This window comes from Myxococcales bacterium, from assembly GCA_016716835.1.
Lineage (GTDB): Bacteria > Myxococcota_A > Polyangia > Haliangiales > Haliangiaceae > JADJUW01.
On record JADJUW010000001.1, the window covers coordinates 1526594 to 1540371 of the forward strand.

Annotated in this window: 17 protein-coding genes; 8 read left to right on the plus strand and 9 right to left on the minus strand. The window is 62.7% G+C overall.

The features are described from left to right. Positions 1–41: 41 nt before the first annotated feature. Complete coding sequence (locus IPL79_06700; protein MBK9070674.1) at positions 42–1709, minus strand: hypothetical protein; 1668 nt, start codon at positions 1707–1709, stop codon at positions 42–44. A 313-nt stretch (positions 1710–2022) separates the two neighbouring features. On the opposite strand from IPL79_06700, the gene IPL79_06705 reads away from it, so the two are divergent. Beyond that, the gene (locus IPL79_06705; protein ID MBK9070675.1) at positions 2023–2487 is read left to right on the plus strand and encodes a hypothetical protein; all 465 of its coding nucleotides are present in this window, start codon (positions 2023–2025) and stop codon (positions 2485–2487) included. A gap of 16 nt (positions 2488–2503) precedes the next feature. Here IPL79_06705 and IPL79_06710 read toward each other — a convergent pair whose 3' ends face one another. The 6 genes from IPL79_06710 to rpsP form a co-directional block, all read right to left on the minus strand. Next, entirely contained in the window at positions 2504–2896 is a 393-nt protein-coding gene (locus tag IPL79_06710; protein ID MBK9070676.1) for a YraN family protein, read from the minus strand. 74 nt (positions 2897–2970) lie between these two features. Then, positions 2971–3384 carry a 50S ribosomal protein L19 gene (rplS, locus tag IPL79_06715; protein MBK9070677.1) on the minus strand — a complete coding sequence of 138 codons (414 nt, stop codon included), beginning with the start codon at positions 3382–3384 and terminating at the stop codon, positions 2971–2973. 115 nt (positions 3385–3499) lie between these two features. Next, entirely contained in the window at positions 3500–4585 is a 1086-nt protein-coding gene (gene trmD / locus IPL79_06720; protein ID MBK9070678.1) for a tRNA (guanosine(37)-N1)-methyltransferase TrmD, read from the minus strand. Beyond that, positions 4582–5121 carry a 16S rRNA processing protein RimM gene (gene rimM / locus IPL79_06725; GenBank protein ID MBK9070679.1) on the minus strand — a complete coding sequence of 180 codons (540 nt, stop codon included), beginning with the start codon at positions 5119–5121 and terminating at the stop codon, positions 4582–4584. The genes trmD and rimM overlap by 4 nt, the downstream gene beginning before the upstream one ends. A gap of 11 nt (positions 5122–5132) precedes the next feature. Next, positions 5133–5384 carry a KH domain-containing protein gene (locus IPL79_06730; protein ID MBK9070680.1) on the minus strand — a complete coding sequence of 84 codons (252 nt, stop codon included), beginning with the start codon at positions 5382–5384 and terminating at the stop codon, positions 5133–5135. Between the two features lie 7 nt (positions 5385–5391). Beyond that, positions 5392–5643: a 30S ribosomal protein S16 gene (gene rpsP, locus IPL79_06735; GenBank protein ID MBK9070681.1), complete on the minus strand. Its 252-nt coding sequence runs from the start codon at positions 5641–5643 to the stop codon at positions 5392–5394. A 166-nt stretch (positions 5644–5809) separates the two neighbouring features. Between rpsP and IPL79_06740 the strand changes: the two genes are divergently transcribed. The 7 genes from IPL79_06740 to IPL79_06770 are packed head-to-tail and all read left to right on the plus strand — an operon-like array spanning position 5810 to position 11497. Beyond that, positions 5810–7459 carry a hypothetical protein gene (locus tag IPL79_06740; GenBank protein ID MBK9070682.1) on the plus strand — a complete coding sequence of 550 codons (1650 nt, stop codon included), beginning with the start codon at positions 5810–5812 and terminating at the stop codon, positions 7457–7459. Between the two features lie 14 nt (positions 7460–7473). After that, positions 7474–7875, plus strand: a complete 402-nt coding sequence (locus tag IPL79_06745) for a septal ring lytic transglycosylase RlpA family protein (protein ID MBK9070683.1) — start codon at positions 7474–7476, stop codon at positions 7873–7875. A 9-nt stretch (positions 7876–7884) separates the two neighbouring features. Continuing rightward, on the plus strand, positions 7885–8862 hold the full coding sequence (locus IPL79_06750; protein MBK9070684.1) for an ABC transporter ATP-binding protein: 978 nt from the start codon (positions 7885–7887) through the stop codon (positions 8860–8862). Beyond that, positions 8859–9281, plus strand: coding sequence for a hypothetical protein (locus IPL79_06755; GenBank protein ID MBK9070685.1), 423 nt, complete (start codon positions 8859–8861; stop codon positions 9279–9281). Before IPL79_06750 ends, IPL79_06755 begins: the two co-directional genes overlap by 4 nt. Further along, complete coding sequence (locus IPL79_06760; protein ID MBK9070686.1) at positions 9268–9795, plus strand: ABC transporter permease subunit; 528 nt, start codon at positions 9268–9270, stop codon at positions 9793–9795. Before IPL79_06755 ends, IPL79_06760 begins: the two co-directional genes overlap by 14 nt. A gap of 2 nt (positions 9796–9797) precedes the next feature. Next, positions 9798–10739 (plus strand): ABC transporter ATP-binding protein, encoded by a 942-nt coding sequence (locus IPL79_06765; protein MBK9070687.1) that lies wholly within the window; start codon positions 9798–9800, stop codon positions 10737–10739. Positions 10740–10741: 2 nt separating this feature from the next. Continuing rightward, positions 10742–11497: an ABC transporter permease gene (locus IPL79_06770; GenBank protein ID MBK9070688.1), complete on the plus strand. Its 756-nt coding sequence runs from the start codon at positions 10742–10744 to the stop codon at positions 11495–11497. A 253-nt stretch (positions 11498–11750) separates the two neighbouring features. On the opposite strand, the gene IPL79_06775 is transcribed toward IPL79_06770, so the two are convergent. Both IPL79_06775 and rimO read right to left on the minus strand, forming a co-directional pair. Next, positions 11751–11999 carry a hypothetical protein gene (locus IPL79_06775; GenBank protein MBK9070689.1) on the minus strand — a complete coding sequence of 83 codons (249 nt, stop codon included), beginning with the start codon at positions 11997–11999 and terminating at the stop codon, positions 11751–11753. 338 nt (positions 12000–12337) lie between these two features. Further along, entirely contained in the window at positions 12338–13762 is a 1425-nt protein-coding gene (rimO, locus tag IPL79_06780) for a 30S ribosomal protein S12 methylthiotransferase RimO (protein ID MBK9070690.1), read from the minus strand. Positions 13763–13778 lie beyond the last annotated feature (16 nt).

The window sequence follows — 13778 nt, forward strand, 5'->3', positions numbered from 1 at the left end:
GCGTTGCAGATCTAGATGGGAGGGCAAACAGCGCGTGCAGGCTATTTTTTGCACTTGGATTCGATGCGAAAGCGGTAGTAGCCCAGCTCGTCGCGCCAATACTCGCCGCGAAATTTCCACGCGAAGTGTTCGTCGTCGATTTCAATTTTCGGGCTACGGGTAGCGCCGGCGACGAGCTCTTCGCGGGCTTCGCCGGTGACGGCACCAGCCTGAGCGCCGAGCACTTCGATGCGAATCCGCGTGCCTTGCAAGGACAGCTCGGAGAGCTCGGCAATCAGGCTGTCGATCCGCGTGCGCGATAGCTTGCCGGCCGAGGCCTCCGCAAGCGACTTCTGCACTTCGAGTTCTTGCTGCACCTCGGTGGCAATTGCGGTTGACTGCCACGATTTATCGGCGCGGTCGATGGCTTTTAGTTCGCGGTCGAGTTCGTCGACCCATTCAAACGACTTGGCGACCGTGCGATCGCGCAAGGCCGAAAGCAAGAGGCGCTCGGTCGGCTTGTCGATGCCACCTTTGCCGGCGCGCACCTTGCCGATGTAGGCGTAGAAGTCGGCTTGGTCTTCGTACTTGCCAGCGATCTCGATGAGATTTTTCTTGAGCGGGCCGTACTTGTCGTTGTAGTCGGCCACAGCCTCAAGCGCGCGGTCATACAGGCAGTATTGATAGTAGATGACGGCGCGTAAGATGGTTGCTTCGGGGAAGAACTCATTTTCGAAGTACGGGGCGCCAAGCGAATGGATGTTGCCAAGCGCCTTGTCGTTCATGTTTTTCATGAAGTAGGCCCACGAGGCCTCGAACAGCGCGAGCGGCCAGTCGATGGAGATTTGCGGAATTTTCTCGAAGTATTTGATCGCCTTGTCGTAGTCCCGCACCGAGTAAAATACGCGGCCGAGCTGGAGATTGGTCAGCTCGACAAACTGGGTGATTTCCTTGTTGATGGCAGCTTCCGACCATTCCTTGGCATCCGCGCCCTTAAGGCGCTTACGCACCGACGAGATAAACGCGCCACGCTCTTCGCCGACGACGAGAATGCTTTGAAAGGCTTCGAGGGCCGCGGGGCCGTCGAATTTGCGCGCCGCCAGGGTTACGCCTTGGAAGAACTTCGCACGCAGCCAAACCACGCTGTCTTCGCGCACGCGGCCAAACATTTCGAGCGCCTTGTCGACGTCGCCTTTGCGATAAAAGTGGCGGCCTTGTAGGTAGATGAGTTCGTCGCGGACGTCTTCGAGCGCCGGCGACTCGAAGGCGGTTTCCGAGTACGTGCCGATACGGGTGTAGATGCCGGCGGTTTCAGGCAGCGCCTTAGCGAGCCGCGCCAGGTACTTCAGCGTTGCGCCGTGGAAGGCATGGGCGTCGCCGGCTTCGACGATGCGGTCGAAGTAGGCCAGCGCGCCGGCGTACAACTTGAGGTCGTACATGGTGCGGCCCAGGTAGTACTCGGCTTTTTGCTTGCCGAAGTCGTCGTCGCCGGACTTGCCGTCGACAACTTTTTTGAGTTCGATCGATGCCGAGTAGTAGTCGCGATCTTTGAAAAATTTCAGGCCGCGCTCGAGCGTTTTTGACGCCGGCGCAGCGCTGGCATCCACGGCCTCCAGCTCGACCTCGGGCTGCGCCTGCGCAACCCCGGCCATGCCGAGCATGCTGAGCGAAAGGCATGCCGCCTTGCAGAAATGTCCCATTTTGGTGACCAAGCGCGTAGGTACGTTCATAAGGTGGCGGAATGATGATTGGAGTATGTGATTCATGTCAAGGCAAAGGTCCTAAAGGTTGCTGACCGGCCAGAGTTTGATGCGTACGAGACGAGTTCCTTGGGTGAGATCTACCGGCGGCGTTGCGTACGCAAAATGCGTAGATCGTCAGGCGCCGCGTTCGCTGATGAAATGAACCAAGAGATCGTGGTCGCCGACCTCTGTGCTTGACTTGCACACCCAACCTTTTACAATGCCCTTCTTTACCCAGCGGCCTTCGTGTCGCAGGAGAACCTACATGCGCCGATACGCTGCTTCCGCCAATCCCCGTTCAATGTACTCGTTTGCCGGCCTCGTGCTCGGCGTGTTGCTCGCTGCTGGCGGTTGCGACAAAGGCGAGCCGGTCGGCCGCCTTTGCGATATCGGCGAAGACCCACCCGCGGGTGCCGCCGTTGTCTCGTCGCCGTCACTCGATTGCGTGACGCGAACGTGCTTGCAGATTCCCGTCGAAGGTCAACCAGGCGGCTCCGGCACCAAGGGCATGTGTAGCGCGGTTTGCGACACGGACGATGATTGCGCCAAGGTCCCAGAAAGCCCATGCAACTCCGAGTTTGTCTGCGCGGTCGCCGTTACGGTAGGGCCGTACTGCTGCGAAAAATTGTGCGTCTGCAAAGACTACATTGTGGTGCCAGATGAAGGCCCGATTCCTACCCCCGCCGCCTGCGACGCCGCCAATGCTGACAACGCGTGTTGCAATCTCGAAGGCCGCGAAGGCAACGCCGCTTACCCGCTTTGCTAGCGCCCCGCCCCGCGAGTCATTGGTAGCGATAGCGCTGCTCGCCGAGGCGAAACGCGTCTTGCAGTAGCGTCGGCACGCCGGACGTAACCGCGACAACATCGAAGCGCTTGGGGCGGCTTGCCCAGGGTCCGCCATGATACGCGAGGTAGCAGGCCGCCACCTTGGCCACCTGCGCCGCCTTGCCGGGCGAGATGGCGTGGACCGCCGCGCCATAGCGACCGCTGCCGCGGGAGCGCACCTCAACGAAGACTAGGTAGTCGCCGTGCTCCGCGATAATATCGAGTTCACCGAGACGACAGCGGAAGTTGCGCTGCACGATGGTGTAGCCCTGGGAGCCCAGCCAGCTGGCAACGTAGGCTTCGACGGCCTGCCCTTTTTGATGAGTTGTTTGCGTCGGGCGCGCGACCATGTTGCGTCATACGCGTGACCGCTGCCGATTCTGGCGCGAATATCACGAAGCGCTCGGCGCGAAGGCCGCGCAGCTTATTCCGCGGCGGCAGCCGGCGCAGCCGCGGCAGCTTTTTTGTCTTTGGTGTGGGTGTTCTCGCGCTCTTTGATGCGAGCCGCCTTGCCGCTGAGATCGCGCAAGTAGAACAGACGCGCGCGACGGACTTGGCCGCGCTGCATCACTTCGACCTTGTCGATGTTGGGCGAATGGTCAGGGAAAATACGCTCGACGCCAACGCCGTACGAAATCTTGCGCACGGTGAAGGTGGAACGCGCGCCTTGCAGCGCGCGGCGAATGCAAACGCCTTCGAACGCTTGCGAGCGGGTTTTTTCGCCTTCGCGAATCTTGACCCAAACTTTCACCGAGTCTCCGGCGCGAAAATCAGGCAGCTGGTTTTCGGTGCGGCGATTGGCTTTGTCGATGGCTTGAAGAATTGAATGCGCGCTCATAGGAGACCTCTGAAAGGGTGTGCGTTGTGCCAAATCAGCGGGCAGGCGTCAAGCACAATGCCCGGTATTCGCTGCATTCTCGCGGTGCCGCGCGCCAGGAATTTGGCTGATATTTTCATGGGTTAGGTGGGCCAAGAAGGTGACCCAGGGCGAGCACGGCGAGCGTGGCGAAGGATGCCGCGGGCAAGGTGAGGACCACTGCCTGGGAGGGGCGCAGGAAGGCCTGGCGCCCTAGCTCGGCCAAGGCGGCGGCATCGTGGTGGGTTAGCTCATGCACGGCCGGTTCGTCGCCGTGTAGCGAGGTGAGCCGGGCCAGGTCGGCGGCGAGGTCAGCCTTGAGCAAGACATGTGACGCGGGCAGGCCAAACGAGGCGCCGATTTCTTGGCCAAGCGCGAGGTCGGCTGGCGTGGCAACGCAGAGATAGAGGCGCTCGGCCAGGCGCAGGCCGGGTGGCCATTTTTTAACCGCGGCGGCGGGCTCGCGAAATGCCCGCCACAGCTCGGGGCGACGGGTCGCGGTGCGCCGCATGGCCTGCTCATGGCGCCAGGCTGAAACTTGCCCGTGGTGGCCCGATTGCAACACCTCGGGCACGGGCAGGTCATCGATGAGCGGGGGGCGAGTATATTGCGGGTATTCGAGCAGGCCGGCGGAAAACGATTCGTCGTCGGAAGAGGCGTCGTCGCCGAGCACGCCGGGCAGGAGGCGCGCGACCGCGTCGATGACGACCATGGCCGCGAGTTCGCCACCAGAGAGCACGTAGTCGCCGAGGCTGAGTTCTTCGTCGATGAAGTTGTCGATGAAGCGCTGGTCGATGCCTTCGTAGCGGCCGCACACCAAGATGAGATGATCGTGCTGCGTAAGCGCGCGGGCGCGTGCTTGCGAAAACGGCGTGCCGCTTGGCGAGAGCAGGATGCGGCGCGCGGGCGGTGACGAGGCGGCGTCGGCGGCTTGCAAGTGCCGCATGGTCGCCGCGAGCGGTTGATATTTCATCACCATGCCTGGGCCGCCGCCGTATGGTATGTCGTCGACGCGCCGATGCTTATCGTCGGTAAAATCGCGTGGATTGACGGCTGATAGCGAAATGAGGCCTGCGGTCGCGGCGCGCCCGACCACGCCGGCCGCAAACGGCGACTCGATCATTTCGGGATGAATCGTGACGACAGTAAAGCGCTTGGCGGTTGGCGATGCCGCCGCGGTCATGCGTGCCGCCGCGGGGACTTGGGCCAGTCATCGCCGCAGGCGACCGTTATTTGCCGCGCGTCGAGATCGACGTCGACGACTAATTCGTCGACGACGGGCACTTGGCGCTCAAATTCGTCGTCCTCGATGATGAGGCGATCTTGCAAGCCCCATTCAATGCCGACGACCTCGCCCCACGCCGCGCCATCGCTGGCGAGGACGCGGCAGCCGATCATGTCTTGCAACAGCACGTCGTCTTCGTCTTCGATGAGGTCGTCTCGGTGAGCCGAGATGGGTTGGCTGCGCAAGGTTTCGGCTTCATTGCGGGTGACCACGCCTTCGAGGCGCAAAAGCACGCCCTTGGGAGTCGGCCGCGCCTGCGCAACCGTGAAGCTGCGGGTGCCGATAAAAAGCGTCTCGAGATGCTCAAGCACGTCGGACGACGGATCGTCGGTGCGCGCGAGGATTTCGCCGCGCACGCCGTGCACGCCGGCGACGTAGCCAATTGCTATGCGGTGATCAATACCGCTAGCGCCGGACGGAGATGAAGCGCCCATGGGGCCCTTCCCTACTCGAGGATTTCGACCATGATGCGTTTTTTCGCATCAGGTGCCGCGGCGAGCGCGACGGTGCGGATGGCGCGTGCGGTCTTGCCGCCTTTGCCAATAATCTTGCCGAGGTCGTCATCGGCGACTTCGAGTTCGTAGACGCTCGCGTTGCGCTCGTCGACGACGGCAACGCTCACTTGGTCGGGTGTATCGACCAGGTTTTGCGCGACGAAGCGAATGAGCTCGGCGAGGTCGGGCGTGGTTTCGCTCATGGAGCTACTACGCTGCCTTCGCGGCGGTGCGCTTTTCGCGGCGAACGATCGCTGCAAGCGTGCCGGACGGCTGGGCGCCTACGCTGACCCAACGCTCATAGCGTTCGCCGTTGAGGCGAAGCGCTTTGTTGCGCGGATCGTAGGTGCCTAGCAGTTCAATGAACTTACCGTCGCGCGGATTCGATTTCTCGGTCGCAACGATGCGGTAAAATGCTACTTTTTTCTTGCCGCCACGGGCGAATCGAAGGACAACTGCCATACTTCCTCTGGGTGAACCTCTTGAAAGGTGGCGCAATCTACTTGCGGAGACACAGGGAGTCAAGCGTGCTACACAGATGGGTATGCGAATGCGCGCCGAGGGGGTAAAGGCCCTTTGTTTCCCGGGTGTTAGTGCGATTGCGGCAGGTGCGATCGCAGTGATCTGCGTGCTAATTGGCGCGTGCGGCGGCTGTGAACCTAAGTCAACGAGGACGACGGGCGGAGCTGGCGGAGCTGATGGGACGCGGCCGACGTTTACGTTGTTTGCGCTAGCGGATTTGCGCGGTGAAATTGAGCCGTGCGGCTGCACCACCGATCCGTGGGGCGACATGGCTCGCACGGTCAAAGTGGTCGGCGACGCGCGCGCAGCGGGGCCGGTGATGATGGTGGACGCGGGGTCGACCTTGTATGCGGGCGCCGAGGTGCCGACGCACTTGCAGGCGAGCGCGAAGCTCAAGGCCGAGTTGATTGCATCTATATATGAGCAGACGCTGCGTGTCGATGCGGTGGCGCTCGGCGAGGCGGACCTGGCTTTCGGCACGGACGGCGTGCGGCTGCCGCGGCTGAGCAATGCGACGGTGCCGGGGGTTGAGACCAAGCCGTGGAAACTGGTCGAGGTGGCGGGGCACAAGCTTGGCGTGGTGAGCGTGGTGCATCCAGGCGCGCTGGCCAGCGCCGCTGCCCTGCCCGATCCTGCGGCGGCGATGAGCGAGCACGCGCAGGCGGCGCGCGCGGCGGGTGCGGAGTTGGTGGTGGTGTTGCTGCAGGCGCCGACGATGAAAGATGCGCAACGCGCGCTGACGGCGGCAACGCGCGTCGACATTGCGATCGTGGGGCTGGGCGAAGCGGCGCCAGAGCCGGAAAAAATCAGCCGACGCCCGGAGCGGCTTGGCACCGCGTGGACGGTGTTTCCGGCGGCCAAGGGGCAAACCCTGGTGAGGTTCGACATCACGCTGCGCGCAGGCGATGGCCTGGCCGATGCGATTGGGCCGGGCGCGGTGGAGGTGGCGTTGGTGGCGCTCGACAAGGAGATTGCGACGATTACGGCCCAGCTTGCGGCGTTTCGTACCGATGCGAGCGCGGATGCGGCGTTTGTCGCGCGCAAGGAAGCCGAGTTGGCGGCGCATCGCGCGCAGCGGGCGACGTTGCAAGCGGCCCCGCTGCAGGTGCCGGCGAGCGGCAGCTATTTCACGTTTGACTTGATGCCTATTAGCAAAGCGTTGGCGTGCGACGGCGCGATGGTTGCGGCGAAGGTGGCGTTTGATCAAGAGACAGGCAAGGCCAACCTCGCCGAGGCCGCGGCGGCGCCGCCGGTGCCGGTGGCGAAGGGGCAAGCGGTCTTTGTCGGCAGCGAGGCCTGCGCGAATTGCCACAAGCCGGCGATGGAATTTTGGAAGACGACGCGGCATGCGCAAGCGTGGGAGACGATTGAGAAGGTAGGCAAGCAGTTTCAATACGACTGCGTGTCGTGCCACGTGACCGGGTGGATGCAGCCAGGCGGCTCGACGCTGGCGGCGAACGAAGTTCTGCGCGACGTGCAATGCGAAACGTGTCATGGCCCCGGCTCGCTGCATGTCGCGGCGGGTGGTGGCAAGGCCACAATGCGAGCGCCGGCCGAAGACCTTTGCGCCGGGCAATGCCACACCCCGGAGCATTCGGACACGTTTGAGCGTTCGGCGTATTTGCGCGATATTCTGGGCGAGGGCCACGGCGCGGCGGCGCGGCAAGCACTCGGCGAGGGACCGACTGGGCGGCAGCTGCGTGCGGCGGGTTTGGCCAAAGCGGGCGCGGCGATTGGCAAGGGTTGTCCGAAGTGATTCGATGGGCCCAGCTGCTCGCACTGTTGCTGTTGCTTGGATTAATCGTCGGCGGTTGTGCGGCTGGTCGCACGGCGCGACCGGGTAATTTTCCACGCAGCGCTGAAGTCGGCGATGCCGTGACCGGCAAGGCGAGCTACTACGGCAAGCGGTTTCATGGGCGCAAGACGGCCTCGGGTGAACGCTTTGACATGCATGCGATGACGGCGGCGCACCGCACGCTGCGATTTGGCACCCGCGTGCGGGTGACCCATGTCGGCAATGGCCGGTCGGTAGTGGTGCGGATTAACGACCGTGGGCCGTTTGGCAATGGCAGCCGGATTATCGATCTATCGCAAGCTGCCGCCGACGCGCTGGGGATGATCGCCCAGGGAATTGCCACGGTGACGCTCGAAGTTGTGGCTGCACCGCGCTAGGTTTGCGCGATGACTGGACATGATAGTGGGGTTGCGGGCGCGCCGATTGCGCTGCGCGACGTGCGCAAGACATTTGGCAAGGTGCAGGCGCTGCGCGGCGTGACCGGCGAGATTGGCGGGCGCGTGGTGGGGCTGCTCGGGCCCAACGGCGCGGGTAAGTCGACGCTGATTAAGGCGTTGCTCGGGCTGCTCGAGTTTGACGGCGAAGCAACGGTGTTTGGTTTGTCGCCCAAGACGGACGGCGCGGCGATTCGCGACCGCGTGGGCTATATGCCGGAGCACGAGTCGTTTTTGACCGGGCTGTCGGCGGTGGAGTTGTGCCGCTATGCGGCGGAGCTATCGGGCCTGCCAAGCACTGAGGCGCTGCAGCGATCGCATGCGGCGCTCTATTACGCGGGGCTGGGCGAGAAGCGCTATGCGCCGCTGGAGGATTACTCGACGGGCATGAAGCAGCGTGTGAAGCTGGCGCAGGCGTTGGTGCATGACCCTGAGCTTTTGATTTTGGATGAGCCCACTAACGGGCTCGATCCGCGGTCGCGCGAGGAGATGCTGGACTTGGTGGCCGAGATGCCTGAGAAGCGCGGCTGCACGGTGGTGCTGTCGACGCATATCTTGAGCGACATTGAGCGCGTGTGCGATCGCGTAGTGATTATGCACCAGGGCGCGATTCGCTATACGGGGACGATTGCCGAGCTTAAGCAGTCGCGCAGCGCGGGTTCTGCGTACCAGGTAACGGTGCGCGATACGGCGCCGGCGTTGGTGGACGCACTAAACGCGGCGGGCGCTCAGGCCACCGGCGTCTCGGCGACGGCCCTGGTCACGATCTTGGGCAGCAAGTTGGCGGTGCGCGATTTGTTTGCGATTGCGGGCGCGGCGCGGGTGCAAGTGCGCAGCGTTGAGCTTGAGCGCGAATCGATGGAGCAAGCGTTTTTGCGGGTCATTGGCGCCGCGAGCGAGCAAGACGCGCGGCAGGGAGCGGGAGCATGAGCGTACAATCCGATGTGACGAGCGGCGGCAAAGTGGCGGATGCGCCCGCGACCGGCTCGATTTTCGATCTCGGTTACCAGCGTTACGTTGGCGTGCGTCAAGCGCAGGGCAAGCGCTGGCAAGTGATCGCGGCGCAGCAGATCCGCGACGCGTGGAAGGGTTGGAAGCGGTACAAGCCGGTGCTCGGCATGGCGATTTGCATGACCGTTGGCTTTGGCATCGCGATGTATATCGCGCAGCAGGTGCCGGCCGGCGAGATGTCGAGCATGTCGATGGACGTGATGCTGTCGTGGAGCTTTGTGTGGCTGGCGCAAATTTGCGTCATTGCCGGCATCACGATTGCGGCGCCGGCGATCGCCGCTGATCGCGAAAGCGGCGCGTTTACCTTTTTATTTCGCGCGGCCGGTGCGGCCGTTTGACTATGTCTTCGGCAAGTTCATGGGCGTCTGGCTGCTGCAGGCGGCGCTGTATCTGGCCAGCGTCACCTTGCTGTCAATCATGCGCCTAGGTTTTCTGGCCGATTTAGCGGCAATCCGTGCCAATTGGGACATGCTGCCCAAGGCGATGGCAATTGGCCTCATGGTCACCGTGGCCTTTGCCGCGATGCCACTCGGTATTTCGGCCATCGCAGGCAAACGCCGCACCGCGATGATTTTGTGGGCCGTGTACTACCTCGTGGCGCTGCCGATCATCATTGCGATTGGCGCCGGCATGGAATTAGATCTGCGTCCACTGCATCCGGTGTCGAGCATCAAGATCTTGGCGGATGCGTGGTTTCGCCTCATCGCCCTACCCGGCGGCGAAATGGTCAAGAGCTCGCCTACGTTGGTCGTCGCGGCGATTGCTTCGCTGATAGGCCAGGCCGCGCTATTTCTGGGGCTTGCCTATTGGCGCGTCAAGCAGGCCAACGCGCACGGCATTGGAGGCGCGTAACCATGACGATTATCGCTGAGGCCAAGCAGCTCTCAAAATGGTACGGCCAGGTCCTGGGCTGCTCCAATATCGATTGGAAATGCGAGGGGGGCATTATCGGGCTTTTGGGGCCCAACGGCGCGGGCAAGTCGACATTTATGAAAATGCTGGCGGGCCTGATTGCGCCGTCGCGCGGCACGCTGGAGGTTTGCGGCGGCTCGCCCTTTCACAGCGCCGAGGTGCGACGGCAAATTGGCTATGCACCCGAGCACGAAAACACCTTTGACCAGTTAACCGCGCTTGAGCTGGTTACCGTGCTCGGCCAGCTCGCGGGGATTGCCTCGCATCGCGCAGGGGCTGCGGCGCGCGAGGCGCTGGTGGCCACAGGGCTTGAGGCCGCAATGAATCGCCAGGTCAAGGGCTTTTCGAAAGGCATGAAGCAGCGGACTAAGTTGGCCGGCGCGATGGTGCATGCGCCGAAATTTTTATTGCTCGACGAGCCGCTGACCGGCGTCGACCCGATGGCGCGCATTGATATCTTGAATCAGGTGCGCGCGTTGGCCGCGGCGGGCGCAACGGTGGTGGTGTCGACGCACGTGCTAACTGAAATCGAGGCGCTTACCAACCGCATCTTGGTGCTCTATCAGGGCCAGGTGCTCGCCGAGGGGGATATTGGCGCGATCCGCCAACTCATCGACAAGCGGCCGCATCGCATTCGCCTTGAATGCCGCGAGCCGCGCACCGTGGCGGCGCTGTTCGCAAGCGCGCCGCACGTGGTGCGCCTGCAATTCGAGGCTGGCGCGGTGTTAGTCGAGACCCGCGATCCCAACGCCTGCTATGACCTCTTTGGCCAGGCAATTGCCGAGCACGGCCTCGACGTATCGTCGCTGACATCGCTCGACAACAACCTCGCAGCCGTTTTTGAATACCTAACCGCTGGGCGCACCAGCAGCGCGGAGAATTAACCATGACCGATATGACCGCCCCTGCCTCGCCTATCGCCCAAAACTCGACGTCGACGCTGTCGCTGCCAGGCGCGACGTGGCTGCTGGCCAAGCTAAACCTCAAGTTGCTGTTTCGCGGCAATCTGTGGTGGATCCTCGCGGCGTGCGGCGCCCTGCCGGTGCTGCTGGCACGCATCTCTGAATCGCGTCATGCCGCCGAAACCGCGGTGGCCTCCGCGATCACGCTGCTGAGTATCTTTACGCCGCTGCTCGTGGCGGGCTCGGTCGGCGAAGAGGTCGAAAAAAAGACGTATGCCTATCTGTGGTCGCGCCCCATTCCGCGAACCTCCTTTATTCTAGGCAAGCTGCTGGCCTATGCGCCGTTTTTGTTTCTGGTGTTTTTCCTCAGCGTGCTAGCGAGCACCAGCATGGCGGCCTCGCGCGGCGGCGGCGCCACGGAACTTGCCCCGTTGGTGGCAGGCGGTGCTGTGGCGGCGTTCATGCTGTCCGTCGCCTGTGCGCTTGTGGCGACGATTACACCTAAGCACGCCACGGGGTTTAGCTTGTTTTACTTGTTGTTTGTCGACAATGTGATCGGCGGCATCCCGACGAGCATCCGCTATCTATCGCTGCAGTTTCAAGCGCGCACGGTGATGGGCGTGCACGAGGACAGCATCGTACCGATCTCGACCTCGTTGCCAACCAGCCTCGTCGTGGGTGCCATCATGCTCGTGGTGTTTTGGTACTTTATCGTTCGGCGCAGTCAGAAGCTTGAATAACGCTGGCGGCTACTGACCGTTAATCATTCCGAGCGAAAAAACGAGGCCATCGTAGAGACCGCTAAAGGGCACCTCGGTGTTTTCCTCCGTGCGACCAGTTAGGTGAGCTGCCATATACGACGCAGATAGCAACAAGGTTCCTTTTTTTCGCCCCCGGATGGCGAAGCTAATTCCGACTTCGGCAGCGGGCCCAAATCCAGCGCCACCGGACACCGCCGAATCGGAGGCCGCCTCAAGCGGACATTCGGCCGAATCATCGACGCAAACGCTGATCGGGGAGCACCATGTAGCGCACGCCGATGAACGGGCGCAGGCCAAATGACGGCGCGACCGAGGCCCGGGCGATGACATGCGCGCCGAAAAGATTTAGGCCGAGTTGCGAGCTGAGATGCCAGCGCTCGGCGACTCGCAGCGAGGCTCCGGCCGCAAAGTCAAACATCAACGCCTGGTCGGTGCGCTCGCCGTTGCCGCGCCGCAACATGGCGATCTCGGGAAACGTCATCGCGAACGACAGCCTTGATCGAGTGCGAGAGGGGACAGGAGCTGCGGCCGGAGACGGCGCGGTGGCTGACGGTGGTGCTAGCGCTGGTCTCGCTCGCGGCGTAGCGTACCCGGTGTGAGTACCCGCGGTGGTCGCTATGAGTCCAACTACGAAAGACATCGCGCGCCAAAGTTGTGATTGCATATGAGCAACGTACGAAGTTGGCGGCAGCATTGGCTATGATTTTTGCCACAGCAGCGACGCGATCTCACCCGCGAACAGAACGGCCACCTGAATTGCCAGAAGCCCGCGTCCGTCGTTGCCGTCTCTACTCACCATCCTGCGCAGCTACGCAATCGTCACAATTCCATGGTAACGGCCAGATCGTAGTCGCTGCCTTGCGTGACGCGGGCGCGCACGAGGTCGCCTGGGTTGGCGGTGCCGTCGGCGACGTAGACCGTGCCGTCGATGCCGGGCGCCTGGCCGTACCAGCGGCCTTGCAGCAAGTACTCGGACTCGTCCGAGACGCCCTCGATGAGGATGTCCATTTCTTGACCGACGCGCGCCTCGTTTTTGCGCAGGCTGATTTGCCGCTGCAGCTCCATGAGGCGTTCTTGACGCGCTAGCATGATCTTTGGCGCGACCTGGTCCGGCAACTCGGCGGCATGGGTGCCAGGCTCGACCGAGTAGGTAAACGCGCCCATGTGGTCGAACTCGGCCTCTTTGACGAAGTTGTAGAGCTCTTCGAACGAGGCGTCGGTTTCGCCGGGATGGCCGACAATAAACGTGGTGCGGATGACGACGCCCGGAATGCGCTCGCGCAGGGTTTGCACCAGGGCGCGCGTGACGCGGCTGGAGTGGCCGCGGCGCATGATCTTGAGCATGTCGTCGCTGATGTGCTGCAGCGGCACATCGATGTATTTGGCGATCTTGGGCTCTTTGGCGATGATGTCGATGAGTTCGTCGCTAAACGCGCTGGGAAACGTGTAGTGCAGACGAATCCACTCAATGCCGTCCGTGTGCGCGATGGCGGCGAGCAGCTGCGCCAGCGTTGGCCGGCCCTCGAGATCCCAGCCGTAGCGCGTGAGGTCTTGCGCGATGAGGTTGATTTCTTTAACGCCCTGCCCCGCGAGCTGCGTTACTTCGCGCGCGATATCTTCGATGCTGCGGCTGCGCTGTGGGCCGCGCAGTTTTGGAATAATACAGAACGAACACGGGCGGTCGCAGCCCTCGGCGATTTTGACGTAGGCGGTGTGCCCCTTGCCGATGCGCACGCGCGGCGTGGTGGCGTCGTAGATATACGCGGGCGTCTCCGAGACCTTGATGACCGGCAGCTGGCGGCGGCCTTTGCCCTTGGCGGCGGGTTTGGCGGTGGCCGGCGTTGGCGCGCCCGGGCCAATGATGGAGGCGATGGCCGAAAAATCCGCCGAGCCTAAGATGTGATCGATTTCGGGAATGTCCTTGGCGATGTCGGCGGCGTAGCGCTGTGCCAGGCAGCCGGTGACGACGAGTTTTTGGCCGCCGTGCTTTTTGTGTTCGGCCATCTCGAGGATGGTGTCGATGCTCTCTTCTTTGGCGGCGTCGATGAAGGCGCAGGTGTTGACGACGATGACGTCGGCGTCTTCCGCGGTGTCGGCGATGGTATGGCCGTGCTGCGACACCTCGCCGAGCATGACCTCGCTGTCGACCTGGTTTTTCGGGCAACCAAGCGAGATGAAATAGACGCGTTGGGGCGTGCCGGCGGCGGTATTAGAGGCAGGGGTAGAAGGTGTCGCGGCAGCCATGGGCGCGCAGTCTGGC

Bases quoted from the DNA above. Each gene is read 5' to 3' on its own strand.
- IPL79_06730 (MBK9070680.1), bottom strand. From the start codon at position 5,384: ATGAGCGAAACCACGCCCGACCTCGCCGAGCTCATTCGCTTCGTCGCG.
- rpsP (MBK9070681.1), bottom strand. From the start codon at position 5,643: ATGGCAGTTGTCCTTCGATTCGCCCGTGGCGGCAAGAAAAAAGTAGCA.
- IPL79_06770 (MBK9070688.1), top strand. From the start codon at position 10,742: ATGACCGATATGACCGCCCCTGCCTCGCCTATCGCCCAAAACTCGACG.
- IPL79_06705 (MBK9070675.1), top strand. From the start codon at position 2,023: ATGTACTCGTTTGCCGGCCTCGTGCTCGGCGTGTTGCTCGCTGCTGGC.
- rplS (MBK9070677.1), bottom strand. From the start codon at position 3,384: ATGAGCGCGCATTCAATTCTTCAAGCCATCGACAAAGCCAATCGCCGC.
- IPL79_06750 (MBK9070684.1), top strand. From the start codon at position 7,885: ATGACTGGACATGATAGTGGGGTTGCGGGCGCGCCGATTGCGCTGCGC.
- rimM (MBK9070679.1), bottom strand. From the start codon at position 5,121: ATGGGCGCTTCATCTCCGTCCGGCGCTAGCGGTATTGATCACCGCATA.
- rimO (MBK9070690.1), bottom strand. From the start codon at position 13,762: ATGGCTGCCGCGACACCTTCTACCCCTGCCTCTAATACCGCCGCCGGC.
- IPL79_06710 (MBK9070676.1), bottom strand. From the start codon at position 2,896: ATGGTCGCGCGCCCGACGCAAACAACTCATCAAAAAGGGCAGGCCGTC.
- IPL79_06755 (MBK9070685.1), top strand. From the start codon at position 8,859: ATGAGCGTACAATCCGATGTGACGAGCGGCGGCAAAGTGGCGGATGCG.
- IPL79_06765 (MBK9070687.1), top strand. From the start codon at position 9,798: ATGACGATTATCGCTGAGGCCAAGCAGCTCTCAAAATGGTACGGCCAG.
- IPL79_06700 (MBK9070674.1), bottom strand. From the start codon at position 1,709: ATGAACGTACCTACGCGCTTGGTCACCAAAATGGGACATTTCTGCAAG.
- trmD (MBK9070678.1), bottom strand. From the start codon at position 4,585: ATGACCGCGGCGGCATCGCCAACCGCCAAGCGCTTTACTGTCGTCACG.
- IPL79_06775 (MBK9070689.1), bottom strand. From the start codon at position 11,999: ATGACGTTTCCCGAGATCGCCATGTTGCGGCGCGGCAACGGCGAGCGC.